Origin of the sequence: uncultured Roseovarius sp. (genome assembly GCF_947489715.1) — a bacterium.
Classification (GTDB): domain Bacteria; phylum Pseudomonadota; class Alphaproteobacteria; order Rhodobacterales; family Rhodobacteraceae; genus Roseovarius.
Genome location: NZ_CANLER010000012.1, coordinates 59,317 through 83,399 on the forward strand (window position 1 = coordinate 59,317; position 24,083 = coordinate 83,399).

Annotated in this window: 24 protein-coding genes; 16 read left to right on the forward strand and 8 right to left on the reverse strand. The window is 60.1% G+C overall.

Going from position 1 to position 24,083, the window contains the following annotated elements; translation table 11 throughout:
• Nucleotides 1–87 precede the first annotated feature (87 nt).
• From modA to modC, 3 genes are read left to right on the forward strand one after another with little or no spacing between them, the layout of a single operon-like run.
• The gene (modA, locus tag Q1B27_RS22075; protein WP_299851345.1) at nt 88–849 is read left to right on the forward strand and encodes a molybdate ABC transporter substrate-binding protein; all 762 of its coding nucleotides are present in this window, start codon (nt 88–90) and stop codon (nt 847–849) included.
• A complete protein-coding gene (gene modB / locus Q1B27_RS22080) occupies nt 850–1,539 on the forward strand; it encodes a molybdate ABC transporter permease subunit (RefSeq protein WP_299851348.1) in 690 nt (229 codons plus the stop codon).
• A complete protein-coding gene (gene modC / locus Q1B27_RS22085; RefSeq protein ID WP_299851351.1) occupies nt 1,536–2,624 on the forward strand; it encodes a molybdenum ABC transporter ATP-binding protein in 1,089 nt (362 codons plus the stop codon). Before modB ends, modC begins: the two co-directional genes overlap by 4 nt.
• A gap of 146 nt (nt 2,625–2,770) precedes the next feature.
• Here modC and Q1B27_RS22090 read toward each other — a convergent pair whose 3' ends face one another.
• The 5 genes from Q1B27_RS22090 to Q1B27_RS22110 are packed head-to-tail and all read right to left on the reverse strand — an operon-like array spanning nt 2,771 to nt 8,215.
• A complete protein-coding gene (locus tag Q1B27_RS22090) occupies nt 2,771–3,739 on the reverse strand; it encodes an ABC transporter ATP-binding protein (RefSeq protein WP_299851354.1) in 969 nt (322 codons plus the stop codon).
• Nucleotides 3,736–4,731 (reverse strand): ABC transporter ATP-binding protein, encoded by a 996-nt coding sequence (locus Q1B27_RS22095; protein WP_299851357.1) that lies wholly within the window; start codon nt 4,729–4,731, stop codon nt 3,736–3,738. Before Q1B27_RS22095 ends, Q1B27_RS22090 begins: the two co-directional genes overlap by 4 nt.
• Nucleotides 4,731–5,639: an ABC transporter permease gene (locus Q1B27_RS22100; RefSeq protein ID WP_299851360.1), complete on the reverse strand. Its 909-nt coding sequence runs from the start codon at nt 5,637–5,639 to the stop codon at nt 4,731–4,733. The genes Q1B27_RS22095 and Q1B27_RS22100 overlap by 1 nt, the downstream gene beginning before the upstream one ends.
• Entirely contained in the window at nt 5,636–6,622 is a 987-nt protein-coding gene (locus tag Q1B27_RS22105; protein WP_299851363.1) for an ABC transporter permease, read from the reverse strand. Before Q1B27_RS22105 ends, Q1B27_RS22100 begins: the two co-directional genes overlap by 4 nt.
• A 57-nt stretch (nt 6,623–6,679) precedes the next feature.
• Nucleotides 6,680–8,215, reverse strand: a complete 1,536-nt coding sequence (locus Q1B27_RS22110) for an ABC transporter substrate-binding protein (protein ID WP_299851366.1) — start codon at nt 8,213–8,215, stop codon at nt 6,680–6,682.
• A 292-nt stretch (nt 8,216–8,507) separates the two neighbouring features.
• On the opposite strand from Q1B27_RS22110, the gene Q1B27_RS22115 reads away from it, so the two are divergent.
• Entirely contained in the window at nt 8,508–9,353 is an 846-nt protein-coding gene (locus Q1B27_RS22115) for a MurR/RpiR family transcriptional regulator (protein WP_299851369.1), read from the forward strand.
• Between the two features lie 99 nt (nt 9,354–9,452).
• Nucleotides 9,453–11,117 (forward strand): iron ABC transporter permease, encoded by a 1,665-nt coding sequence (locus tag Q1B27_RS22120; RefSeq protein ID WP_299851372.1) that lies wholly within the window; start codon nt 9,453–9,455, stop codon nt 11,115–11,117.
• Between the two features lie 66 nt (nt 11,118–11,183).
• Here the strand turns inward: Q1B27_RS22120 and rnc are convergent, their stop codons facing one another.
• Both rnc and lepB read right to left on the reverse strand, forming a co-directional pair.
• Complete coding sequence (gene rnc / locus Q1B27_RS22125; RefSeq protein ID WP_299851376.1) at nt 11,184–11,867, reverse strand: ribonuclease III; 684 nt, start codon at nt 11,865–11,867, stop codon at nt 11,184–11,186.
• The gene (gene lepB / locus Q1B27_RS22130) at nt 11,864–12,700 is read right to left on the reverse strand and encodes a signal peptidase I (protein WP_299851379.1); all 837 of its coding nucleotides are present in this window, start codon (nt 12,698–12,700) and stop codon (nt 11,864–11,866) included. Before lepB ends, rnc begins: the two co-directional genes overlap by 4 nt.
• A 180-nt stretch (nt 12,701–12,880) precedes the next feature.
• On the opposite strand from lepB, the gene Q1B27_RS22135 reads away from it, so the two are divergent.
• The 7 genes from Q1B27_RS22135 (at nt 12,881) to Q1B27_RS22165 (ending at nt 21,020) form a co-directional block, all read left to right on the forward strand.
• Nucleotides 12,881–13,633 (forward strand): IclR family transcriptional regulator, encoded by a 753-nt coding sequence (locus Q1B27_RS22135; RefSeq protein ID WP_299851382.1) that lies wholly within the window; start codon nt 12,881–12,883, stop codon nt 13,631–13,633.
• Nucleotides 13,634–13,690: 57 nt separating this feature from the next.
• A complete protein-coding gene (locus Q1B27_RS22140; protein WP_299851385.1) occupies nt 13,691–15,091 on the forward strand; it encodes a selenium-binding protein SBP56-related protein in 1,401 nt (466 codons plus the stop codon).
• A gap of 20 nt (nt 15,092–15,111) precedes the next feature.
• On the forward strand, nt 15,112–15,774 hold the full coding sequence (locus Q1B27_RS22145; protein WP_299851388.1) for a hypothetical protein: 663 nt from the start codon (nt 15,112–15,114) through the stop codon (nt 15,772–15,774).
• 72 nt (nt 15,775–15,846) lie between these two features.
• A complete protein-coding gene (gene era / locus Q1B27_RS22150; protein WP_299851391.1) occupies nt 15,847–16,752 on the forward strand; it encodes a GTPase Era in 906 nt (301 codons plus the stop codon).
• Between the two features lie 81 nt (nt 16,753–16,833).
• Nucleotides 16,834–17,166 carry a DUF1491 family protein gene (locus tag Q1B27_RS22155; RefSeq protein WP_299851394.1) on the forward strand — a complete coding sequence of 111 codons (333 nt, stop codon included), beginning with the start codon at nt 16,834–16,836 and terminating at the stop codon, nt 17,164–17,166.
• 367 nt (nt 17,167–17,533) lie between these two features.
• On the forward strand, nt 17,534–18,574 hold the full coding sequence (locus tag Q1B27_RS22160) for an META domain-containing protein (protein WP_299851397.1): 1,041 nt from the start codon (nt 17,534–17,536) through the stop codon (nt 18,572–18,574).
• A 487-nt stretch (nt 18,575–19,061) separates the two neighbouring features.
• Nucleotides 19,062–21,020 carry a TonB-dependent receptor gene (locus Q1B27_RS22165; protein WP_299851400.1) on the forward strand — a complete coding sequence of 653 codons (1,959 nt, stop codon included), beginning with the start codon at nt 19,062–19,064 and terminating at the stop codon, nt 21,018–21,020.
• A 4-nt stretch (nt 21,021–21,024) separates the two neighbouring features.
• Here the strand turns inward: Q1B27_RS22165 and Q1B27_RS22170 are convergent, their stop codons facing one another.
• Entirely contained in the window at nt 21,025–21,654 is a 630-nt protein-coding gene (locus Q1B27_RS22170) for a MarR family winged helix-turn-helix transcriptional regulator (protein WP_367181383.1), read from the reverse strand.
• Between the two features lie 272 nt (nt 21,655–21,926).
• On the opposite strand from Q1B27_RS22170, the gene Q1B27_RS22175 reads away from it, so the two are divergent.
• From Q1B27_RS22175 to Q1B27_RS22190, 4 genes are read left to right on the forward strand one after another with little or no spacing between them, the layout of a single operon-like run.
• A complete protein-coding gene (locus tag Q1B27_RS22175; protein WP_299851403.1) occupies nt 21,927–22,253 on the forward strand; it encodes a sigma-70 family RNA polymerase sigma factor in 327 nt (108 codons plus the stop codon).
• Between the two features lie 60 nt (nt 22,254–22,313).
• Nucleotides 22,314–22,589: a hypothetical protein gene (locus Q1B27_RS22180; RefSeq protein WP_299851406.1), complete on the forward strand. Its 276-nt coding sequence runs from the start codon at nt 22,314–22,316 to the stop codon at nt 22,587–22,589.
• The gene (locus Q1B27_RS22185; protein WP_299851409.1) at nt 22,580–23,143 is read left to right on the forward strand and encodes a FecR domain-containing protein; all 564 of its coding nucleotides are present in this window, start codon (nt 22,580–22,582) and stop codon (nt 23,141–23,143) included. Before Q1B27_RS22180 ends, Q1B27_RS22185 begins: the two co-directional genes overlap by 10 nt.
• 48 nt (nt 23,144–23,191) lie before the next feature.
• Nucleotides 23,192–23,995, forward strand: a complete 804-nt coding sequence (locus Q1B27_RS22190; RefSeq protein ID WP_299851412.1) for a hypothetical protein — start codon at nt 23,192–23,194, stop codon at nt 23,993–23,995.
• Nucleotides 23,996–24,083: the final 88 nt, after the last annotated feature.

Sequence of the window (24,083 nt, forward strand, 5' to 3'; positions counted from 1 at the left end):
TCTGGTGGTTTTGTTGGGATTATACACCACATCTGGCGTGTGTGGTTTGCCTTGCGCTGACAATGGTGCACTGGAATAATCGCCGCAATGAAACGTATTTTCCACCTATTGCCATTGATTAGCACGCTGCTGTTCCTGCCTCTCGTGGCGACGGCGGGACAGGGGGTGACCGTGTTCGCCGCGGCATCCCTCCGGGACGCGCTGGAAGATGTTGTGGCGGCCTATGAGGGCGAGGTCGTGATTTCCTATGGCGGCAGCGGGCAGATCGCGCGGCAGGTGGCGCAGGGGGCGCCGGCGGATGTGGTGATCCTGGCCAATGCTGCGTGGATGGACTGGCTGGAAATTAATGCTTTAGAGAGCGTGAGCAACCGATTGGATTTATTGGGGAGCCGTCTGGTTTTGATCGGGCCTGAAGGGGCTATTCCGATGCCGGAGGTTAACGCGGACATTCTGGTGGAGCGATTGGCGGGCGGACGGTTGGCAATGGGCCAGACACAGGGTGTCCCAGCGGGCATATATGGTCGCCAATGGCTTGAAAACGCTGGTTTTTGGTCCGCTCTGGCCGGGCAATTGGCCGAGACTGAAAATGTCCGTACAGCGCTTGCCCTTGTGGCCCGTGGCGAGGCGCCTTTGGGGGTGGTCTATGCGACCGATGCAAGGGCAGAGCGTGGTGTCGTCACTTTGTATGAAATACCTGACGATATGCATGATCCGGTGCGTTATCCGGTCGCTGTTGTCAAGGATAACAATGATCCCGATATAGTTGAATTTATGAGATTTATTCAATCTGAGAGGGTTCTTGAAATCTTCCGATCGCATGGTTTCATCCCGCTTGTGGAGGCCCGGTAGATGGGGTTGCGACCCGAGGAATGGGCGGCGCTGTTGCTGTCTTTGAAAGTGTCGGTGGTGGCAACATTACTGAGCCTGCCGGTGGCCCTTGCGGTTGCCTGGGTGTTGGCGCGGCGGGAGTTCTGGGGGAAATCATTTTTAAGCGCGCTGGTGCATTTACCGCTTGTCCTGCCACCGGTGGTGACAGGATATCTGCTGTTGCTGACCTTTGGGCGCAACGGCGCGGTGGGCGGATTTCTGGAGCAGTTCGGCATCGTTCTGGCCTTTCGCTGGACCGGGGCGGCACTGGCGGCGGCGATCATGGGGTTCCCGCTGATGGTGCGCGCAATCCGACTGGCGATCGAGGCGGTGGACCCGCGTCTGGAACAGGCGGCATCGACCCTTGGAGCCGGGCGCTGGGCCGGATTTATCCTTGTAACACTGCCACTTATCGCACCAGGCATTCTAGCGGGGGCAGTGCTGGGCTTTGCCAAAGCGATGGGGGAATTTGGCGCGACGATCACCTTTGTCGCCAATATCCCGGGCCAGACACAGACGTTGCCATCGGCGATCTATGCCTTCTTGCAGGTGCCCGGTGGTGAGGGCAGCGCGTTGCGATTGGTTGGGCTGTCGCTGGTGGTGGCGCTGGGGGCGGTGCTGGTCTCGGAATGGCTGGCGCGGCGGGTCGCGGAAAGGATTGGCCGGGGATGAGTCTGTCGGTTCGGATCACCCATCAGCTTGGCGATTTCACGCTGGACGTGGCGTTTGAAGCCGGGCCCGGTGTGACCGCTTTGTTCGGCCCATCAGGATCGGGAAAGACCAGCGTTGCCAACGGGATAGCGGGGCTTCTTGTTCCAGATGAGGGGCGTGTGACCTTGCGCGACCAGGTGCTTTTTGACGCAGCGCAGGGTGTCTGTGTGGCCGCCCATAAACGCCGGATCGGCTATGTGTTTCAGGACGGGCGGCTGTTTCCGCATCTGACGGTTGAGGGCAATATCCGCTTTGGGATGCGCTTTGCCAAAGGGGTGGGAAACCCCGCTGAGGTGGTCGATTTGCTGGGACTTGAGAGCCTTATGCAGCGGCGTCCCGGGGCGCTGTCGGGGGGGGAGAAGCAGCGGGTGGCACTGGCGCGGGCATTGATGTCAAACCCCGAAATTCTACTTATGGACGAACCACTTGCGGCATTGGATGAGCCCCGCAAGGAAGAGATTTTACCCTATCTGGAACGGCTGCGAGATCAGAGCGATATTCCTATCCTCTATGTCAGCCACTCGGTGGCCGAGGTGGCGCGGCTGGCGGATGATCTGGTGATCCTGCAGGGCGGTAAGGTTGCCTGTCATGGGCCCGCCGAAGAAGTGCTGAGCGACCCGGCGGCGATGCCGTTTGTGGGCGTACGCGAGGCCGGGTCAATCCTGCGGGCGAAGGTGCTGGAACATGGGCCTGACGGGCTAAGCCGTCTGGTGATCAGCGGCGGGGAACTGGTGCTGCCCGGGGTCACGGCGGATGAAGGTTCTGTAATAAGAATCAGGGTGTTATCCCAGGATATTCTACTATCGGTTGAGCGGCCTGCCGGTCTTTCATCCCGAAACATTCTGCCGGTCACGGTGGAGAGCCTGCGATTGGGTGACGGGCCGGGGGCGGCGATATCTTTGTGCGCCGGAGAGGAGCGGCTGCTGGCGCGGATCACGGCGCAGGCGGCGCGGGAGATGGGGCTGGAACCCGGCACCCGCTGTTTTGCCATCCTCAAGGCCACGGCAGTCCCCAAAGGTAGCATCGGGGCGGCAAAATCGGCCTGATCGCGCTTGCGGATTTGCGATGGAAAAGGCGCAACTGTGTACACAATGTACGCGGATTGTGTAAACTTCCGAACATCCGCGCGCTTTATTAACCCTTTGTAAATAAAGGTAAAAGCGCGCGGTGTTTCAACGGGCTTTTAACGGTGCTATTCCGCGAAATGACAGGCCACTTCGGTGCCGTTGGGCAGCCCGCGCAGCTGTGGGCGTTCCTGACGGCAGCGATCCTGCGCCATGTGGCAGCGGGCGGCGAAGGGGCAGCCCTTGGGCAGGTTCACGGGATCGGGCAGCTCACCGGGTTGGCGCGGCTTGTCGAACGATCCGCCCTCAAGCTTGGGGATCGCTTCGAGCAGGAGCTGGGTATAGGGATGCTTGGGATCGGCGAAGATGGTTTCGGCCGAGGCCAGTTCCATCACCTGACCCAGATACATCACCGCGACCCGGGAGCCGAAATGCTGCACCACGCTGAGATCGTGGGTGATGAAGAGGTAGGTCAGCCCGCGTTCCTGCTGCAATTCGGTGAGCAGGTTCAGAATCTGCGCCTGGATCGACACGTCGAGCGCCGAGATCGGTTCATCCGCGACCACGAAGGCGGGGTTTGTCACCAGCGCGCGGGCGATGGCGATGCGTTGCCGCTGGCCGCCGGAGAACTCATGCGGCAGGCGGCGCTGCCAGCTTGGGTCGCAGCCGGTTTCGGCCAACACCTCTTCGACGCGGGTGCGAACCTCGGCCGAGGAAAGCTCGGGCATCAGGTGACGCACCGGTTCAGCCAGGGTTTCGAACACGTTGCGGCGCGGATTGAGCGAGGCATAGGGGTTCTGGAACACCATCTGCATGTCGCGGCGCACGGGTTTGCGGGTTGCCTCGTCCATCTGGTCAATGCGTTCACCGCGGAAATAAATCTCGCCGGCGGTGGGTGAATTCAGGCCCAGCATGGCGCGGCCAAGGGTGGTCTTGCCACAGCCGCTTTCGCCCACCACGCAGAAGCTTTCGCCCGGCATGATCGATACGTTGACGGTGTTGAGCGCGTGCAGGACCGGCTTTTCACGGCTGAGGAAGTGCGTGGGCAGGGGGAAACGGACCTCGACCCCTTTGGTTTCGACAATGGGTTGGGTCATGTCTCGGCCTCGGTCTTTGTCTCGGTTCCGGTCGCGGGGTCGGATGTCAGCGGGTTGTAGCAGGCGACGCCGTTCACAAGATCAGGTTCACCGCCATGACACCGCTGGGTCGCGAAATCGCAGCGCGGATGATAGGTGCAGCCCTTGGGCAGGTTGGTGATCGGCGGCATCGAGCCCGGTATCTGGTAGAGCCTTGTGCCGCGGCCCGCATGTTGGGGCAGGGCCTTGAGAAGCCCGCTGGCATAGGGGTGCTGCGGCGTGTCGATGATCTGCCGGGTGGGGCCGGTTTCGACGCATTTGCCCGCATACATGATCATCAGCTTTTCCGTCACCTCGGCCACGACGCCAAGGTCGTGGGTGATGAGGATGAGTGCGACGTCTTTTTCGCGGCAAAGCTTGAGGATCAGCGCCATGATCTCGGCCTGGATGGTGACATCCAGCGCGGTTGTGGGTTCGTCTGCGATGATGATCTCGGGGTCGGTCAGAAGTGCGATGGCGATAACGACGCGCTGGCGCAGACCGCCGGAAAGTTCGTGCGGATAGGCATCAAGGCGTGATTCAGCGGACGGGATCGCCACCTCTTTCAGCTTGGCGACGCAGAGCGCGCGCGCCTCCTTGTCGCTGATCTTGCGATGGGCGCGGAGCGTTTCCATCATCTGCACGCCGATGGAGAGCACCGGGTTGAGGGTGACCATCGGATCCTGGAAGATCATCGAGATGCGGTTGCCGCGGATGTCGCGGATTTTCCGTTCGCTGAGGTCCAGCAGGTTTTCGCCGTTGAACTTGACTGTGCCGTGGCTGACCCGGCCCGGTTCGGCGATCAGGTTCAGGATGGCGAAGGCGAGCATGGATTTACCGGCGCCGGATTCGCCCACGACGCCCAGGCGTTCGCCCTTTTCCAGCGTCAGGGAGACACCGCGCAGGGCCTCGACCTCGTCATGTTTGCCGCGTGGGAAGGCGACGTGCAGGTCCTTGACTTCGAGCATGGCCATCAGTCTTCTCCCCTCCGCAGTTTCGGGTTGAGCACGTCGCGCAGCCAGTCGCCCAGCAGGTTGAGCGCGAGAACCAGCGCAATGAGCACGAGCGCAGGGTAGAAGGTGATCCAGTACTGGCCCGAGAAGACGAATTCGAACCCTGAGCGGATCAGCGACCCGAGCGAGGGGCGATCGACCGGCATGCCGAGACCAAGGAAGGAAAGGGCGGCTTCGGTCATGATCGCCTCGGCCACCTGAATGGTCGAGATCACCAGAACGGGTGTCAGCGTATTGGGCAGGATATGTCCCCACATCACCTTGCGGGCGGGCAGGCCGATGACGCGGGCGGCATCGACATATTCCTTGTTTTTCTCACCCAGCACCGAGGAGCGCACGGTTCGGGCGAATTTCGGCCATTCGGCGATGCCGATGATCAGGATCAGCATGAAGATGGCATAATCGGCATAGACCGATGCATCGAAGGCGGCCTGGAAGAGCGCCAGCACGATGATCGCGATCATCAGCGTCGAGAGCGACATCTGGATATCGGCAAGGCGCATCAGGAAGCTATCGACCCAGCCGCCCTTGTAGCCCGCGATCAGGCCCAGGGTTATGCCAAGGATGCCCTGAACGATGACGGCGCCGATGCCGATCAGGAGCGAGATGCCGGTGCCGTACATGATGGTCGACAGCACGCCCCGCCCCTGTGCATCGGTGCCGAGCAGGAAACGATCGTCACCGCCCGGGATCCAGCTGGGAGGCATTTCGCTGTCCATGATGTCAAGCTGCATCAGGTCATAGGGGTTCTGCGGAGCGATCAGCGGCGCGAGAACCGCCATGAGGACCAGCACGAGAAGCACGATACCAGCGCCGATGGCGACCGGATCGGCCAGGAAACGTTTGAGGAAACCGCGCCAGGTGATCATGATTTTGCCCCCGGAAGTTTCACCATCGGATTGATGAGGGTGTAGATGAAATCGACCAGCGTGTTGACGACCACGAAGATCAGGCCGACCACGATGATATAGGCGATGATCAGGGGCGTATCGACGCGGTTCACCGCCTCGAGGAACAAAAAGCCCATGCCGGGCCACTGGAACACGGTTTCGGTCAGGATGGTGTAGGCGATCAGCGTCCCGATCATCAGGCCGCCGACGGTCACCACCGGCAAAAGCGTGTTGCGGAAGGCATGCACATAGCGGACGCGCGCGGTGCTGAGGCCCTTGGCCTTGGCGAAACGCACGTAATCGGTGCCCATCGCCTCCATCATCTCGGCCCGGATGAGGCGGATGAAGAGGGGCAGCATGATCGAGGAAAGCGCGATCGAGGGCAGGATCAGGTGGGCGAGCCCGTCGATGGTCAGGAAGCCGGTATCCCAGCCCCAGGGCATTTCAACAGTTTCGCCACGACCAAAGGCGGGGAGCCATTGCAGCTCGACCCCGAAGATCCAGACCATGAAGATGGCGGTCAGGAACACCGGCACCGAGATGCCGATGATCGACCCGGTCATGATCGCCTTGGCCAGGAATTTCTCGCGGTTGATGGCGCAGTAGATGCCGCCGGGGATCGAGAGGGCCAGAAAGATGAAGGTGGCGCCCAGCACCAGTTCGAACGTCGCCGGGAATTTATCCATGATCACATCGAGCGCCGGGCGTTTGAAGAAATAGGACGTGCCCAGGTCGCCCTGAACGGCATTGCCGAGGAAACGGCCATACTGAACCAGGAACGGATCGTTCAGGCCCAGTTCGTCGCGGAGCGTCTGGCGCTCGGCCTCGGACACGGATTGCCCGACAAGCTCGCGGAGGGGGTCACCCAGATTGTCCTGAATGGAAAAGCCGATGATCGAAATCACGAACATCACGATGACGGCTTGAATGGCGCGGCGGATAAGGAAAGCTAGGATATGCATATGAACCTGGCGCTTAAATGACGGCGGGCCGGAGGTTTGTCCGGCCCGCTGGGGAGTTTATTCGATGACGAGGTCGCCCAGATAGGGGAAGTTCATCACGTTGAGGACGGGCTCGATATTGACGCCGGTGCGCGCGGCCCAGGCCAGGTCCTGCCAGTGCAGCGGAATGAAGGCCGCTTCGTCATGCAGGATTTTCTCGACCATCTGAAGCTGCTCGGCGCGGGTGTCACCCTTGGTTTCCACCAGCGATGCTTCGGTCAGTTCGTCGACCTTGGCGTTCGAGTAGTTGCCCGAGTTGTACTGACCACGGCCGGTATCTTCATTCGGGGTCATCGCCAGGAACTCGTAGAAGTTGGCGCTGTCCTCGGTATCCGCGTGCCAGCCGATCATCATGATGTCCGCGGCGCGTTCATCGAATTTGGGCCAGTATTGCGCCTTGGGCATGGTGGTCAGGTCGATCTTGACGTTGATCTTGGCCAGCATTGCCGCTGCCGCTTCGCAGATTTTGAAGTCGTTGACGTAGCGGTTGTTGGGGCACATCATTGTCGCCTCGAACCCGTCAGCATAGCCAGCTTCGGCCATCAGTTCCTGCGCTTTCGCCAGGTCGAAACGCGGCGTCAGATCAGGATTGTGGCCGATATAGCCCTTGGGCGACATCTGTTCGCCGGCGGTGCCAAAGCCCTTCATGATCTTCTGAACAATGCCTTCGTTGTTGATGGCATAGGCCATCGCCAGGCGCACGTTCTGATTGGCCAGCGCTTCGTGCCGCTGTTGGTTCAGTTGCAGCGTGATGATGCGCGTGCCGCTCATGGTGACCAACTGGGTGTTGGCGTCATCCTCGATCCGTTGCAGATCGGTGGGCGGAACGGGCGCGATGAAATCGACATCACCGGCCAGCAGGGCGGCGACACGGGTCGGCGCCTCTTTGATCGGGGTCAGGATCGCGGTTTGCACATTGCCCGGGCTGTCGGTGTCCCAGTAATCGGCGTTGCGGGTGAAGACGACTTTGACGCCCTGTTCACGCTCGGTGATGGTGAATGGTCCGGTGCCCGACACGGTTTTCGAGGCAAAGCTGTCGCCGTGCTTGACGATATCCGCCCCGCCTTCTTCGTAGAACTTGCTGTCCATCGGGAAGACATAGGTGGCGGTGTGCAGCACCAGCGGGCTGGGGCCATCGGTCTTGATCTCGACCGTCAGGTCATCGACGGCGGTGGCCGAGGTCCAGCTGGCGAAAATACCTTTGAAATCGGGCGAGGATCTCAGGCGGTCGATGGTCCAGACCACGTCGGCGGCGGTCATCGGGTTGCCCGAGTGGAATTTCACGCCCTCGCGCAGTTTGAAGTGCATGGTGGTGTCGTCGACACGCTCCCAGCTTGAGGCCAGACGGCCGTCAAAGCCCAGATCCTTGTTCCAGCGCACCAGCGGGTCAAAGATCATGTGGCTGAGCTGCAATGTGCCGCCCGAAAGCTGCTCATGCGGGTCCAGCGATACCGGATCGGCGTCATAGGCGAAATTGAGCGTCTGCGCCGGGGCCATCCCGACCGCGCCCAAAAAGATGGCTGTGGCAGCCGTTAATGTCCGAAGTGTTTTCATCGAAGTCTCCCTGATTTGCGGGGATGTATCAAACGCCGGTTGCGCTCGTCCCCGATCATGTCGGCAAGGTTGTCGCGATTCTGAGAAGGTGTAAAGCTTTGTTGTCGCCACGTAAGCCATGGCTGCACACGCCGGCTCCTCCCTGCGTTCCGCGCCCCCCTTGTTCATTTTTGGTATCAAACTACCAATATTTATAGTAATGGGATAAAAATAGCAGTCAACCGGAAAAGCTATCGTTCGAAATAGGGGACCGGTTGATCATGTAGGCGCCAGAACAGGGAGGCCGGTGACAATGAAGATTGAAGACATCATTCGAAACGGCGATGTCAGTTTTACCAAGCTGGAACAACGTGTTGCAACCTATCTGGTCGGTCGGCCCGAGGCGCTTGCGCTGGAAACCAGTGCCGAGATAGCCCAGAAACTGGAGGTCAGTCCGATGACGGTCAGCCGGTTTTTCAAGAAGTTGGGATATGAGCGCGCGACGGAGTTGCGTACCAAAGCGCGGCAGGAAATGTCGGGGCCGCGATCAGCGAGAATCGGGGATCGCTACCAAAGCTTTGTGCGCGCGCAGGCAACCCAGGGGGCGGATAAGGAACGCGAGATGGCCGAGGCGGGCATCAATGCCGCGCTGAACCTGCGGGCCTCGCCCAAGTGGCAGGCGGGGGTGCAATGTCTGGCGCAGGCGGATTTCGTGGCGATCGTGGGATTCCAGCTCTATCAGTACCTGGCGACCGGGCTGGCGATGCGGCTGAATTATGTCCGCCCCGGTGTGAAGGTCGTGTCCGGGCTGGACGGGGTCTATACCGAGGTCTTTACTCAGGGCACGGGCCGCAAATGTCTGCTGATCATCGACATGTTCCGCTATGCCTCTCACGGACCGGCGCTGGCAGAACATGCCAAGGATAACGGGTATGAAGTGATCCTGATGTGTGACGAGTTCTGTGACTGGGGCAGCCGGTTCGCCGATCACGTCTTTACCTTCCCCAATGAGGGCCAGTTTTTCCTGCCGATGCCGGTGGGGCTGCATTTCGGGCTGAACCTGCTTTATCAGGATGTTGTCTGTGCGCTGGGCGATGGCGCGACCGATCAGGTCGAGAAGATGTCGCAATACCAGGAGGTGTTTGGCGCGTTTCTGTAGCTGCGGCCTCTTTGTCGCACGCTTTTTGTCAGGTTCTTCTGGCCACCGGCGCGGATTTGTGGCAGCGATGGCATCTGAAACCAGCGAAGTGCCGATTTCATGACCGAACGACTGCTGCATCGCCTGGCCTGGGTGGCCGTGGCCTTTTGCGTGGCGCCCATCGTGGCCGCCGCGTTGGCGGCGTTTACCGGTGATCTGCAGACCTGGCGCGAGATTCTGGCCTCGGTCCTGCCGCGCTATGTGCGTACCACGCTGACATTGGTGCTGATCGTCGGCGTGTCCACGGCGATCATTGGCAGTGTCACCGCCTGGCTGGTGACGGTCTATCGCTTTCCTGGCTCGAAATGGCTGGAGGTGGCGCTGGCGCTGCCGCTGGCCTTTCCGGCCTATGTGCTGGCCTATGCCTATACCGACCTTCTGGATCATCCCGGCGCGGTGCAGACGCTGTTGCGCGAGGTGATGGGATGGGGCCCGCGGGATTACTGGTTCCCGGAAATCCGCAGTCTGGGCGGGGCGGCGATGATGCTGACCGTGGTGCTGTATCCCTACGTCTACCTGCTGGCGCGGGCATCGTTCCGGCAGCAATCGTCGAACGCGTTTCTGGTGGCGCGCACGCTGGGGCGCTCGCCGCTCAGAGCATTCTGGCGGGTGGCCTTGCCGATGGCGCGTCCGGCGATTGCGGGGGGCGCACTTCTGGCGGTGATGGAGACGATTTCGGATTTCGGCACGGTGGCGTTTTTCAACGTGCAGACCTTTGCCACCGGCATCTATCAGGCGTGGTTTTCGCTGGGGGATCGCGCGGCGGCGGCGCAATTGTCGCTGTGTTTGCTGAGTTTCGCGCTGCTGTTGGCCGGGTTGGAGCGGGCGCAGCGTGGCAAGGCCCGCACGGCGGGTCGTGGTGCGCGGTTCGAGGCAATGGAAAAGCCGCGTCTCAGCGGTGTGCCCGGCTGGGTGGCGATGGTGATCTGCCTCACGCCGGTGCTGCTGGGCTTTGTCATCCCGGTGATCATGCTGGGGCTGATGGCGCAGGGATCGGGGCAGAGCCTGCTGTCGGACCGCTATATCGACCTGATGTGGAATTCGGTCACGCTGGCGGGGGTTGCCTCGGTCCTGACGGTGATCGGCGCGGTGCTGATCGGGTTCCGGGCGCGGACCCGCCCCGGGCGCACCTCGCGCGGGTTGGTGATTGGGGCCGGGCTGGGCTACGCGGTGCCGGGCGGGGTGATTGCCGTGGGGCTGATGGTGCCGCTGGCCGCGCTCGACAACCTGATCGACGGGGTGATGGAGGCGCGGTTCGGCATCTCGACCGGGCTGCTGATCACCGGGTCGATCTGGCTGATGGTGCTGGCCTATATGGCGCGGTTCATGGCGGCGGCGTTGAATGCATATGACAGCGGCATGGCCACTGTGCCCGCACATTTCGATGCCATCGCGCGGTCGCTGGGGCAAAGCACGCCCAGAATGCTGTGGCGGGTGCATCTGCCGGTGTCACGCACATCCGTTCTGACCGCTTTGTTAATCGTCTTTGTCGATGTGATGAAGGAATTGCCCGCAACACTGATCCTGCATCCGTTCAATTTCCAGACCCTGGCGGTGCAGGCACACCGGCTGGCATCGGATGAGCGCCTGAACGAGGCGGCGGTGCCTTCACTGGTCCTGGTCGCGTTTGGCCTGATCCCGGTGCTGATCCTCTGCCGGTCCATCGGGCGCGAGGGCTGGAGCTTGCGCGCGGCGAAAGTCGGCACTTCGGTGAAGGCGGGGTAGGGCGCAGGGCCGCCGATTGGTGGCCGCGACATCAGCCGAAAGGCCAAGCCAGTTTTGGGAGTGATCTCAGCTTTTTTCGAGCCGCGACAGGAACGCCTTGGCTGCGGCCTGTTCGGCCTGGCGTTTGGAACCGGCGGTCGCACTCTCGGAGGTTTCACCTTCGAGCTGCGCCTGAATGGTGAATTGCGGGGCGTGATCGGGGCCCGAGCGGGCGGTTTCCACGTAGCGTGGTGGTTGCAGGCCGCGTGCCTGGGCCCATTCCTGCAAGGCGGTCTTGGCGTCGCGGGCGTCGGCTTCGACCCGGCCCACGCGGTCGCCCCAAAGCCGCAGGATCATCGCCTGCGCCGCGTCGAAACCACCATCAAGATAGACGGCGGCGATCACCGCTTCCATCGCGTCACCCAAAAGTGCCTGCTTGCGGCGCCCGCCTGACATCATTTCGGACCGACCCAGTTTCAGCACCGCGCCGACATCGACCTGCCGGGCCACGTCGGCGCAGGTTTCCTTGCGCACCAGCGCGTTGAAACGCGGGGCCAGCTGGCCTTCGGTCGCGGCCTTGTCATGTTCCAGTACCGCCTGTGCCATCACCAGACCCAGAACCCGGTCACCCAGGAATTCCAACCGCTGATTATCGTCCCGCGTGGCCGAGGACATCGAGGAATGCGTCACCGCGCGCACCAGCAGCGCCGGGTCAGTGAACGTATACCCCAGCCGCGCCTCAAGCGCCTTCAGCTCGGCCCCGAGCTTCAATCCAGCCTCTTGAAGAAACGATCCCCGCGCCAGGTCCAGAAATAGAACATCCGGCTGCCCGCGGACGAGAACATCACCCGTCCGGCGCGGCCGATCAGGTTTTCGTAAGGCACGAACCCGACGCCCTGACGACCCCGCGACACGCGCGAGTCGGTGGAGTTGTCGCGATTGTCGCCCATGAAGAAGTATTCCCCCTGTGGCACCCGGAAAACGCCTGTATTATCAACACCTTGTTCGGTGATGTTGAGGATGCTGTGGGAGCGGCCATTGGGCAGGGTTTCGGTCTGGCGGGACTTTTTGCACATGCCGCCTTCGCCGACCACGCCGTTTTCACAACGCGGGTAGCTGCCGATCGGCCCCTGGGCGGCAAATTCTTCTTCGAAGACGCCGGCATCTTCAAGCTTGACTGCCTGGCCGTTGATATGCAGCACGCCGTTTTTCATCTGGATTTCATCGCCCGGCAGGCCCACGACCCGCTTGATGAAATCGGCCCCAGACACCGGGTGGCGGAAGACGATGATATCGCCACGCTCGGGTTCCGAACCCAGTAGCCTTGTGTTGTCGCCATCCATGAAACCGCAGATATCGGTGGCGTCGATATTGATGCCCAGCCGCTGGATGCGGATCGACGGGCAGGACGCGTAGGAGTAGCCATAGGCCATCTTGTTCACGAACAGGAAATCGCCGATCAGCAGCGTGTCTTTCATCGACCCGGACGGAATCCAGAACGGTTGAAAGAAAATCGTGCGGAAGATGCCCGCAATCAGCAGGGCGTAGACCACTGTCTTGATCGTCTCGACAATGGAATTCTTTTCTTTGGCGTCCGAGGCCATGGGGCATCTCCGGGTTCAGGGTCTGGGCCGCTACATGAGCAGCAACGCCCCGGGTGTCAAGCAGCAGCACAAGAATGTCCCGACCCTGCCGGTTTTCGGGGCCGACTAAAGTTTGCGTTGCCGGGAATCACTTTTGCGTATCAAAATACGAGACACATTCCTGCAATATGAGATTGATCCGTGCATCTTGACCGCCTTGTCACCATTCTGGAAACCATCGCCATGGCCGGGCGGCCCATCACCACGGGCGAAATTCAAAAGGCGACAGGGCTGCCGCGCCCAACCTGTTACCGGTTGTTGCAGACCCTCGCGGATCAGCGTCTGATCGACGATCCGGGCAGGCAGTCGCGCTACGTGATCGGTCAGCGGCTGATGCGCATTGCGCTTTCGGGCAAATCCGATGGCGATGTCTGCCGGGCCTCGGGGGCTACGCTGCGCGCGGCGGCCAGCAGTTTTGGCGAAACGGTATTCCTGTCGCGGTTCCGGGGCGATGCGGTTGAAATCATCCATGTCGAGGTGCCCCAGGATGCCACGCGCGATCATATCCACCCCGGGTTGGGCCGCCGTCCGCTGCATGCCTGTTCCTGCGCCCGCGCCATCGCCGCCTTTTCCGAACCGGATTTTCAGGATCACATCCTGCGCGGCAGCCTGACGCAATATACCGAGCACACCAAATCCACGCCCGGGGCGTTGCGGGCTGAATTCGCCGAGATCACGAAACGCGGCTATGCCGAATGCGATCAGGAGATTGACCTTGGCATCGCCAGCGTCGCCGCGCCGGTGATGGTTGGCACTCTGGGGGCGACGTTCAGCATCGGCGCTGTCGGCCCGGTGCGTCGTTTCGACAAGGCAAGCCGCCAGCGTGTCGGGCAGGAACTGATCACGCTTTCAACCCGCATAAGCGGTGCCATCCAACTGGCCGAGGCCGCCTGAAATCAAATCTGAAACAAGCCCAAAAGGGGCATATCAATCCAATGGGAGGAAACTGAAATGAACCTGAGACCGGACCCCACGTTCCACGCCACACCCAAGCTGGCGATGGAGGCGCCCGCCGAAAAGCTGGCCTTTACGCTGATGCTCAGCCCCGATGGCACGCAACCCGACGGGCTGGCGGTGGTCGATGTCGATCCGTCATCCAAGACCTATGGCGAGATCGTGCACAGCCTTTTCATGCCCAACCTCGGCGACGAATTTCATCATTTCGGCTGGAACGCCTGTTCCTCGGCGCTGTCACCGCTGACCGGGCACGCCTTTCTGGAGCGCCGTTATCTGATCATCCCCGGCATCCGGTCGTCACGCATCTATATCATCGACGTGAAAGAGCCGCTGAAGGCCAAGATCCACAAGATCATCGAGCCTGAAGAGGTTTTCGCCAAGACCGGCTATTCGCGCCCCCATACCATCCATTGCGGCCCCGAGGGCATTTATGTCTCGACCCTTGGTGGCGGTGGCGAGGATGGCACCGATGGCCCTCCGGGCATGTTCATCATGGATTGCGAAACCTTTGATATCCTGGGCCGCTACGAGATGGACCGGGGCGTGCAGGACAAGCAGTATGATTTCTGGTGGAACCTGCCGCGCAATTATATGGTCAGCTCCGAATGGGGCCTGCCGCCGCAATTCGAAGGCGGTATCGTGCCCGAGGATCTGCTCAGCAACAAATACGGGCATTCCATCCATTTCTGGGATTTGCGGGCGCGCAAGAACGTGCAGACGATTGATTTCGGCGAAAATCACCAGATGGCGCTGGAAATCCGCCCGGCCCATGATCCGGCCAAGGAATACGGTTTCTGCGGCGTGGTGGTCGACACCACCAACCTTGAAGGGTCGATCTGGACCTGGTGGCGCAAAGAGGACGGCACGTTCGACGCCAAGAAAACAGTCACCATCCCGCCGCAACCCGCCGCCGCCGACGACCTGCCGCCGCTTCTGAAAGGGTTCGAGGCGGTGCCGCCGCTGGTCACCGATATCGACCTTAGCCTTGATGACAAATACCTCTATGTCGCCTGCTGGGGCACTGGCGAGATGCATCAATATGATGTTTCCGACCCGATGAACCCGACACTGGCAGGCAAGGTCGAGCTGGGCGGCATCGTCGCCGACAAGAACCACCCCAACGGCAAGGATTTCGCCTATGGCCCGCAGATGGTCGAGATCAGCCGCGACGGCAAACGCGTCTACTGGACCAACTCGCTCTATTCCAGCTGGGATGATCAGTTCTACCCCGATGACGAAGGCGGCCAGATGGTCATGGCCAATGTCGGCGAGAACGGCGGGTTGACGCTAGACAATGACTTTTTTGTCGAATTTCCAAAAGGTTATCGGTCGCACCAGATCCGACTTGAGGGTGGAGATTGCTCCACCGACAGCTTCTGCTACCCGTCGGTCTGACGCAGATCAGGGCATAGAAATTGGATCCGATCACAACCACGGGCGGCCTCTGGCTGGCCGTGGTGGCAAGTGGGCTTTATCACGGCGTGAACCCCGGCATGGGCTGGCCGCTGGCGGTGTCGGCTGCCTTGATGGAACGGCGACGCTCGGCCCTTCTGGGCGCGCTTGCGGCACTGGCGGCAGGGCATTTCCTCGCCATGACCGCGATCCTGCTGCCGTTTTCCCTGATGACGGTCCTGGTCGCATGGGAGGCCGAGATTCGCATCGGCGCCGGGTTGCTGGTCATTGCCCTCGGGATCTACCTGCTGATCAATCGCCGCCACCCGCGGTTTCTGGCGCGTGTGCCGCCCTCGCGCCTGGCGCTCTGGTCGTTCCTGGCGGCGATGGCGCATGGCGCGGGCCTGATGCTGGTGCCGATCTTCCTGGGCCTCTGCGCGCCCGACCAACTGGATGCGGGCCACCGCGCTGCCGGGTCGCTGATGGCGGGCAATCTGGGCACTGCGCTGGTGGTCTCGGTGGTGCACACGGTGGCGATGACGCTGGCGGGCGGGATATTGGCGGCGGTGATGTATTTCTGGCTTGGCCTGAAATTCCTGTCGCGGACCTGGTTCAATCTCGATGTGGTCTGGGCGCTCAGCCTGATCCTCGTAGGCGCAATCGGTGTCTGGACCGCCATTGCCTGAGGGTCGAATTAAACTGGCACAGGCCGGCGATATAAGCTAAGCCCGCGCCGTTGCAGCAACAGGAATGCCCCCATGACAACCCGCGCCGGTTTCATCGCCCTGATAGGAGAGCCCAATGCGGGCAAATCCACGCTTCTGAACCGCATGGTCGGGGCCAAGGTCTCGATCGTGACCCACAAGGTCCAGACCACCCGCGCCCGCATCCGGGGCGTGGCCATCGACGGCGACAGCCAGTTGGTCTTCGTCGACACGCCCGGCCTCTTCAAACCGCGCCGCCGGCTTGACCGCGCGATGGTCGCCGCCGCCTGGGGCGGGGCTGCCGATGCCGACGTGATCGTTTTGCTGGTCGAGGCGCATCGCGGCGTCACCGAAGGCGTCGAACGCATCCTCGACGGCCTGCCCGAGGTTACCCGGGGCCGCAAGGTGGCGCTGGCCATCAACAAGATCGACCGGGTGAAATCGGAACAACTGCTGGGCCTTACCCAGGACCTCAACGAGCGCTTCGGATTTGCCGAAACCTTCATGATATCGGCCGAAAAGGGCCACGGCGTCGATGCCCTGCGCGGCTGGCTCGCCCAAGAGCTGCCCGAGGGCCCCTGGCTCTACCCCGAAGACCAGATCGCCGACCTGCCGATGCGGGTGATCGCGGCGGAAATGACCCGCGAGAAACTGACCCTGCGCCTGCATCAGGAACTGCCCTACCAACTGACCGTCGAGACCGAAAACTGGGAGGAACGCAAAGACGGCTCGGCCCGGATCGACCAGGTGATCTATGTCATGCGCGACGGCCACAAGGGCATCGTGCTGGGCAACAAGGGCGAAACCATCAAGGCGGTCTCCAAGGCCGCCCGCGAGGAGCTGGAAGAATTCCTGGGCCGCCGCGTGCACCTGTTCCTGCAGGTCAAGGTGCGGCCCAACTGGCTGGAAGAGGCCGAACGCTATTCCGAGATGGGCCTTGATTTCAAAGACGGCAACTAGACCCATGCGCCCCTGTTTCTTCTTGGCAGCAATACTCCCGCCGGAGGCACCCGCGATTGCCCCGCGCGCCAAGGCCCGCAGATGACGCGCCTGACGGCCGAATTTTGGGTCCAGGCCTACCTGACCCGCCTGCGCCTGCAGGACATCCCGGCCTTCGTCGTGGCCCATGGCGACGACACGGCGGGCGCGGTCCTGGTCAAGCTCAACACACTTGACGGGCAGGCCACCGTCTTTCAGCGCAGTTTCGATCTGATGACCGGCGACCGGCAATGGGCCGAACTGGCCACGGGCGTCGAGGCCGATGTGGACACCACCATCGCCCGCCAACGCGGCTTCGATCCCGACCTCTGGGTGATCGAGGTCGAAGACAGCAAAGGCCGCCACCTGCTGGACCAGCCCGGCCTCTCGGATTGATACCGCACGGGCGCAGGGCTTCAACAATCAAAACGTTGCCGCTTTGAGCCCAATGTGGACTTAGTGATAAGGGAGAGCGCCAGCCATTCGCGACGGTCCACCGCTCGCCCGGCGCCTGCGGCTTGATTCCGGGCGGGGGTGGCAAGGTCAAACGCTACCAAGTCGGCAAAATGACCAATGACTGCATTGAGCCCAAAGCACGTATGTTGCATGTTTCTCAAAGGGTTGCTTTTGCAGTAGTCTCTCGATTGCACCAGGTTGAGCCAGCCGTAAAAAGTTTACTGGCTACCCAAGGAATTCTCGTCGAGGCGCGTCAAAAAAAATTATGCCGCTCTGGAAGCTGCGATTAGTAAAGGAACGAACTGAGATGATGTCGCGTGTATTTTTGGGCTTGGCGATGATTATTGCCGCAACACAAAGTTTTGCCGGAGAGCTTTCTGGCACAGCCTCATATCGCGAACGTATCGCGCTACCGCGCGAGGCGACATTCATGGCCATCCTCTACGATATCTCGAACAACGATCAGGTTGAGATCGGGCGGTTTGAGGGGCCGGGCGACGCAGGCCCTCCATATGCCTTTACCATTTCGTTTGCTGACGACACCGTGACGGAAGCGGGGCGTTACGCGCTGAAGACACAAGTGATGTGGCAAGATCGGCATTATATGGCTGCCGGAACAATCCTTGAGGATTATCCGGTCAGGACCCCGGATATAAACCTAGTGATGGTGCGACCCGGCGTTGCGCCTTCCGATGAAGCCGCCGAACGTGGCGATATGCTGATTGCCGGTATGATGACCTATATGGCCGACGCCGCCATCCTGGTGGAATGCAAAAGCGGCGCGACCTTCACTATCGCGATGGAAGGCGATTATCCGGCATTGGAAAAGGCCTATCTGTCGGATCGCGCAGCACCCGGAGAACCTCTTTATGTCATACTGGAAGGCGGCCATGCGCTTCGCCCTGCCATGGAAGGGCCCGACCGCGAGATGGTGATCGTCGACAGGTTCATCCGAACCCGGCCTGAGGTGACCTGCGAGCGGCAAATGGCGGATGCAAGCCTGCAAAACACCTACTGGCGGCTGGACATGCTGGAGGGCGTGGCCTTCCCGTCAGACCTCGCAACCCGGGAGCCGCATCTTATGCTGGAGACAGCCGATGGCAGCAGCTATCGCGCCACAGTCGGGTGTAACCGGATGCGGGGCGCCTACACGCTCAATGGCGAGCAAGTGAGCTTTTCACCCGCGGCTTCGACCATGATGGCATGTCCCGAACCGCTTGATGCGCTTGAACGGCAGTTTGGTCTTGCCCTCTCTGAGACATCGGATTTTCTGATCGAGGGCGAAACGCTCATTCTGAGCGACGCCGATGGTGAGCCCAGAGCAATTTTGACAGCCGTGTACTTTTGAGGTCCACCAGCGACATGGCCGTGCCGCTTTCTCGAAACAGCCTGATCAGACGGAATACAGAGGCCCGGCTGAGACCAAGTTCTTCAGATAGGTCTGCAATGTGGGCCGCAGAGGTCTGATCATCATTGCCCTTCAGGACATGTCGCAATGCATCCGCCCGTCGGAACGCCTCTTGCCAGAACGTCTCATCAATTTCTTCGGAAAGTGGATCAATCACGGCAGTTCAGAGTCGGCTAAGTCAAGAGCCGTAGTCTTAAATAAAGTGCCAAGTCTAAGAATTAAGGGCTCAGCCATCTAGCTGAAATCATTGGGCATGGAGTCTTGTAATTAAGTGCTAAGTCACAGCAGTCTTGACCTTTGTAGCTTTTTTACACTACGGGTCGAATTTATTAACATGCACTTGCATGTCAATAACTGTTAACCTAAAGACTGACCTCAGCCAGCCAATATGTGAGCCAACTCGTCGATCAAAGAGGGAACACATATCATGGCTTTCGCACCGTTGCGGCTCACAAACCGCCTGCCGAGTGGCACAGCACTTGTGCTCTACATGACATCCACGGCATTCGCGCAGGACGCCGCACCGTTTGACCTAGGTACCATCGTGCTGTCACCAGACCCTGCGCAAGTACGCGAGCGTGACGAAAACGGCGAAGCCGCGGATAGGGCAGGGGCGATTTATGTCTCGGATGCCGAGCTAGAACGGGCGCGTATGGGCGATGTGAAAGACCTGTTTTCGGAACTGGCCTCGGTTTCGGTGGGCGGGGCGATTCCGGTCGCGCAAAAGATTTTCGTCAACGGTGTCGATATGCTGAACCTGACAATCCAACTGGACGGCGTGCAGCAGAACAACCGCGCGTTTCATCACGCCAGCGCCAATGCGTTTGATCCCGGCCTGCTGAAATTCGTCAGGGTTGATCCTGGCGTGGCCCCAGCGGATGCGGGGCCGAATGCGGTGGCCGGTGCGGTGATCATGGAATCCATTGATGCCACGGATATCCTTCGCGATGGGCGGAGCGTTGGCGGCAATCTGCGGCTGAGCTATGGGGACAATGGCGAGACCTTCAGCACTGCCGTAACCGCTGGCTTTGCCCTTAACGGGTTTGAGGCGCTGATTTATGGCAAATATGCCAATGGCGAAGACTTCGAAGATGGCAATGGGGACACGGTGACAGGCACCGCTGCGAACCTCCAAAGCGGCTTGATTAAGCTGGCTTATGAAGGCGACAGCGGTCACCGGTTTGAATTTTCCACCCAGCGCCTGGAAGACGCGGCGCTGCGGAATTTCCGCGCCAATTTCGGCCCTGGCCCGCAACCATTGGTGCGCTATGACACCAAGCGGACCAATGTTTCGCTGCGCTATGAGCACACCAAGAGCGAGGGCTTTTGGGATCCGGAAGTGGTGCTGGGTTTCTCGGAAAGCCAGATTGACGCGCCCCTCTTTGAAGACAGCCAGGGCACCTCGAATACCTTGATGGCCAAATTCCAGAACAATTTTCACATCGGCCATCTAGGTGTCATTTCAGCGGGGGTAGATTTCACCAATAAACGCAGCGAATACACATCGGATGTCAGCCCACTTCTGAGGGAAAAAACCGACAATACCGGTGTATTTGCCCAGGCCCGTCTAGAGCCGACCGAGCGTTTGGATATCTCGGCGGGCTTGCGCTATGACTGGCAAGATTTCACGGGTAAGGATGGTTATAGCGACAGCGATTCCGGGGCCAGTGGCAACATCTCGGCTGTGTTTGACATCACCGAAGCATTTGCCGTGCGAGCCGGGTATTCCAATGTTTTCGGAGGCTATCAACTGGAAGATAACTACGTGTTTTTCAGCCCTTGGAACTATACCATGCTGCGCACGTCTCGGGCCGAGAATATTGTGATTGGCGCAGATTGGAGGCAAGGCAATCTGGCCATCGGGGGCGAGCTGTTTCGCACCACGATCGACGATGCACGCAACGGCGATACCAACTTTGATTTTGAAAGCGAAGGGTACAACCTCAAGGCCACGTATGGGTGGAACAACGGCTTTGCCCGCCTGACCTATTCCCACAGCGACGTAACTGCCAATGGTACGCCTGCGGACAGTTTTGATGTGCTGGATTTTGGCGCGCCACTGGGTGACGTGATTGCGCTGACCGTGCAACAGAAATTCCCCGAAATCGGCCTGACTGTGGGGGGAAATCTGGACGTGGCGCTGGATTACACGCCCAATGTGGTGCGGCCCTATGCAGTACAGGGGTTTGATGGGTATGAGGTGCTGAACCTGTTCGCCGAATACACACCGCGTCAGATGAAAAACGTGACCCTGCGTGCCGAGGTGCAAAATGTGTTTGATGAGTCGTTCTCGGATCGTGCGACCTATGGGGGCGATTATCCCGGATTTGCCACGCTGAATGAGCCCGGTCGCACCCTTGTCCTGACGGCCGTCGCGCATTTCTGAAACGCTACTTGCTGTTGTTAGAATGGAGCCCGATGTCATCACCGGGTTCTTTTCCGTAAAGAATACGCATCAGCATATGGGTCGCGCTATAGGCCTCGTCGGTGGAAATGCGTGGCGCAATTTCGGCCTGAATGGCTTTCACATATGTGGGCCAGATACGTTGATGCAGCCCCATGCCTTTTTCGGTCACAAACAGGCGTTGTTTGCGCCGCCCGTCCGCCACATATTCCCGCCGCAGCAACCCGGCTTTGACCAGTCGGCTGATATGGCGCGATAGGGCATATTGAGGCAAGAACAGCTTGTCTTCCAGTTCGCCCATCATGTGGCCTTCTGATCCAGCACTTTCGATGGTCAGTAGAATCTCGTACCAGATCGGATCATTAACCCCTTCGCGGCGCAAGGCGGCGGCGATGGGTGGCATCATATTACGATGCAGGCGCATCAGGTTGAACCACACCCGATTATACCCGATCCGCGGGTCGTAATCGCCGAAATTTTCCTGATCTGGGTTGATGTTCTTGGTGGTCAAAAGACGTCCTGGATCTGCAAGTGATACCCGGAAAACTATAGAAAGTTTCGCGCCCCGTGACCAGATCAACTGCACCGGGCCGGACGTGCGCTGCCGCTGTGGCATGGTCCAGATCTGCCTACTGGATTTATCCGCGCCGCTGGCCTAAGGCCAAAGAAAGGGAAGCCCTTCGTCAAGCCGATTCATCCAGCCAGACGCCACTATGTCAGACTGGAGATGGATCAAGAGCAAAAGACCGGCGGACCTTGTGTTGACATCTTTCATCAACGAACGCAGTGCCATGATTACGCTGGCCCGCAAGGTTGTGAGTTGTCCCGAGGTGGCCGGCGAGTTGGTGCAGGACAGTTGGTTGCGTTGGCAAAACAGCGATTATCCAAATGACCGGGCACGGCCAATCCTGCTACGGATTGTCAAGAACCTGGTATCGCCGCCAGCGCACCGAGTATCAGAACCTGACCACCTACAAGCTGATCGCGCAGGATGCGCCCGATGCGGAACGCGTTGTGATTGCTCGCCAACAGGTGGCCTTGGTGATCAACGCCTTGGCGATGATGCCCGAGCGAATGCGCAAAGCATTCCGGCTTAGCCGATTGGACGGGCTGACCTATCGCGAGATAGGTGCGCGTTTGGGGGTGTCCGAGGCCAGCGCCTACCGGCTGGTGGGTGAGGCGCTGGTGCAGATCGTGCTGCATCTCGATCGATAAAGATTTGTGGTCTCAAACGTTTTCTTTAAGAGAGATCAGGATCACCACCGGGGCAAGGCAATGTCTGAAGCGGAAAAAAAGCGTTTTCTGAACGAGGCGGTTGGCATTTTCCTGCACCTGTGCGAGGCCCCGGATGACCCCAAGTTTCTGGCCCGCAAGGCGGCGTTTCTGGCGCGGGGCAAGACTGAGCGCGAGGCCTATGCCAAGATCGTCGAAGGCTGGACTGTTTCGGGTGCGCGCCGCAAACCGCGATCCCTGATCCTGATCCGTTGCTTCTGGGGCTGCTGCTGTCCGCCCATTTTATTGCCGACCCACTGCGCATCATTATGCTGGTAGATTTGTACACCCGGTTTGAGCCGATGCAGGCTGCCCTTGTTTCGGGGGGCCGGCTGCATCTGGATGCGGGGTCGGCCATTACCGATAACACGGATAGCGATACCCGCGCCGTGACGCTGTTGCAGGGAGCCGCTTTTTTTGATGTCGCCAAAAACCCGAGGCCTTTTGAGGTCATGGTAGGGGATTTGCGTGTCCGGGTACGGGGCACCGCCTTTGAAACTGCATGGATCGATGACGTGATTGAGATCAGTGTCAGCGAGGGCCGGGATGGGGCTGTGGCGGCGCAGGCTGAGTTTGTCTCTCAGAATGTACAGGATGATGGTTTCTGTGATCTGGGCACGTTGCGGATCGGTGCGCCCGAAGCGCAGGCCCTGTTGGGCAATGACACGATCACCGAAGAAGAGATTGAACAGCGCAACCCCAGTTCCATTCGCGATGTGTTTGACGGGGAATCCGCAGTCACAACTGGCGGTGGGGCGGCGATTGCCAACAAGGTTTTCGTCAACGGGATCGAGGAAAGCCTGCTTTCCGTGACCATTGATGGCGCACGGTAGAGCAAATCGCCCTTCCACCACACCGGCAATGTTCTGATTGATCCGGCCTTGTTGAAGTCGGTCGAGGTCAGCCGCGGTCTGGCCCCGGCCGATGTCGGGCCGAACGCTTTGGCGGGCTCGATTGCTTATGAGACCAAAGACGCCTCTGATCTGCTGGAGGAGGGGGACAATTTCGGTGGGATGCTGTCGCTGAGGGTTGGGGACAACGATGATTTCCTGCGCGGCGGCCTTACTGTCTTTGGGCGCAGCGGCTGGTTTGAATATCTACTCAGTGCCACAGGTACAGACGGGGATGACTATGAGGATGGCGCAGGCCAGGTCGTTGATGGCACACGTGCTGATCTGACCAACTATATCGGCAAGCTGGCGTATACGTTGCAAAGCGGGCACCGGTTTGAATTCGCAGCCTCCCAGACCGAAGACACCGGTGCTCGCGCCGGACAAATCGGTCCGGGTGGCATCATCTTTGTGCGCCCAGATTTCGAGGGGGTCGTGGGGGCACCATCGGTCTTTGTCGAGGCGCTGTCGCAACGCACCTCTTATATGTTCACCTACTCGATCGAAGTCGCACAAGGTTGGCTCGATCCGACAGTGCAGCTAAGTTACAACGAGCAAAAGGTCGATGTGTCGGGGGTAGTCGGCACCAATGAAAGCTTCAGCGGGACGATAAAGAACCACTTCCAGATTGCCGAGGGCACCCTGACGGTCGGGCTAGATTTCTTCGATGAAAGTGCGTCGGGCTTTGGTCGCGGTCCAGGGCCGTTTGACAGTTCGGGCAAGAAAGAGCACCGCAATATCGGCATTTTTACCCAAGCCCGTCAAGACATTGGTGAGCGTGTCTCTGTGACCTAAGGCACGCGCTATGACTGGCAGGAATTCGATGCGGCCAATGGCCAGAGTTTCAAGGATGATGGGTTCAGCGCCAATGGTTCGATCGACG

Bases quoted from the DNA above. Each gene is read 5' to 3' on its own strand.
- modA (WP_299851345.1), top strand. From the start codon at position 88: ATGAAACGTATTTTCCACCTATTGCCATTGATTAGCACGCTGCTGTTC.
- modB (WP_299851348.1), top strand. From the start codon at position 850: ATGGGGTTGCGACCCGAGGAATGGGCGGCGCTGTTGCTGTCTTTGAAA.
- modC (WP_299851351.1), top strand. From the start codon at position 1,536: ATGAGTCTGTCGGTTCGGATCACCCATCAGCTTGGCGATTTCACGCTG.
- Q1B27_RS22090 (WP_299851354.1), bottom strand. From the start codon at position 3,739: ATGACCCAACCCATTGTCGAAACCAAAGGGGTCGAGGTCCGTTTCCCC.
- Q1B27_RS22095 (WP_299851357.1), bottom strand. From the start codon at position 4,731: ATGGCCATGCTCGAAGTCAAGGACCTGCACGTCGCCTTCCCACGCGGC.
- Q1B27_RS22100 (WP_299851360.1), bottom strand. From the start codon at position 5,639: ATGATCACCTGGCGCGGTTTCCTCAAACGTTTCCTGGCCGATCCGGTC.
- Q1B27_RS22105 (WP_299851363.1), bottom strand. From the start codon at position 6,622: ATGCATATCCTAGCTTTCCTTATCCGCCGCGCCATTCAAGCCGTCATC.
- Q1B27_RS22110 (WP_299851366.1), bottom strand. From the start codon at position 8,215: ATGAAAACACTTCGGACATTAACGGCTGCCACAGCCATCTTTTTGGGC.
- Q1B27_RS22115 (WP_299851369.1), top strand. From the start codon at position 8,508: ATGAAGATTGAAGACATCATTCGAAACGGCGATGTCAGTTTTACCAAG.
- Q1B27_RS22120 (WP_299851372.1), top strand. From the start codon at position 9,453: ATGACCGAACGACTGCTGCATCGCCTGGCCTGGGTGGCCGTGGCCTTT.
- lepB (WP_299851379.1), bottom strand. From the start codon at position 12,700: ATGGCCTCGGACGCCAAAGAAAAGAATTCCATTGTCGAGACGATCAAG.
- Q1B27_RS22140 (WP_299851385.1), top strand. From the start codon at position 13,691: ATGAACCTGAGACCGGACCCCACGTTCCACGCCACACCCAAGCTGGCG.
- era (WP_299851391.1), top strand. From the start codon at position 15,847: ATGACAACCCGCGCCGGTTTCATCGCCCTGATAGGAGAGCCCAATGCG.
- Q1B27_RS22155 (WP_299851394.1), top strand. From the start codon at position 16,834: ATGACGCGCCTGACGGCCGAATTTTGGGTCCAGGCCTACCTGACCCGC.
- Q1B27_RS22160 (WP_299851397.1), top strand. From the start codon at position 17,534: ATGATGTCGCGTGTATTTTTGGGCTTGGCGATGATTATTGCCGCAACA.
- Q1B27_RS22165 (WP_299851400.1), top strand. From the start codon at position 19,062: ATGGCTTTCGCACCGTTGCGGCTCACAAACCGCCTGCCGAGTGGCACA.
- Q1B27_RS22170 (WP_367181383.1), bottom strand. From the start codon at position 21,654: ATGCCACAGCGGCAGCGCACGTCCGGCCCGGTGCAGTTGATCTGGTCA.
- Q1B27_RS22175 (WP_299851403.1), top strand. From the start codon at position 21,927: ATGACCGGGCACGGCCAATCCTGCTACGGATTGTCAAGAACCTGGTAT.
- Q1B27_RS22180 (WP_299851406.1), top strand. From the start codon at position 22,314: ATGTCTGAAGCGGAAAAAAAGCGTTTTCTGAACGAGGCGGTTGGCATT.
- Q1B27_RS22185 (WP_299851409.1), top strand. From the start codon at position 22,580: ATGCTGGTAGATTTGTACACCCGGTTTGAGCCGATGCAGGCTGCCCTT.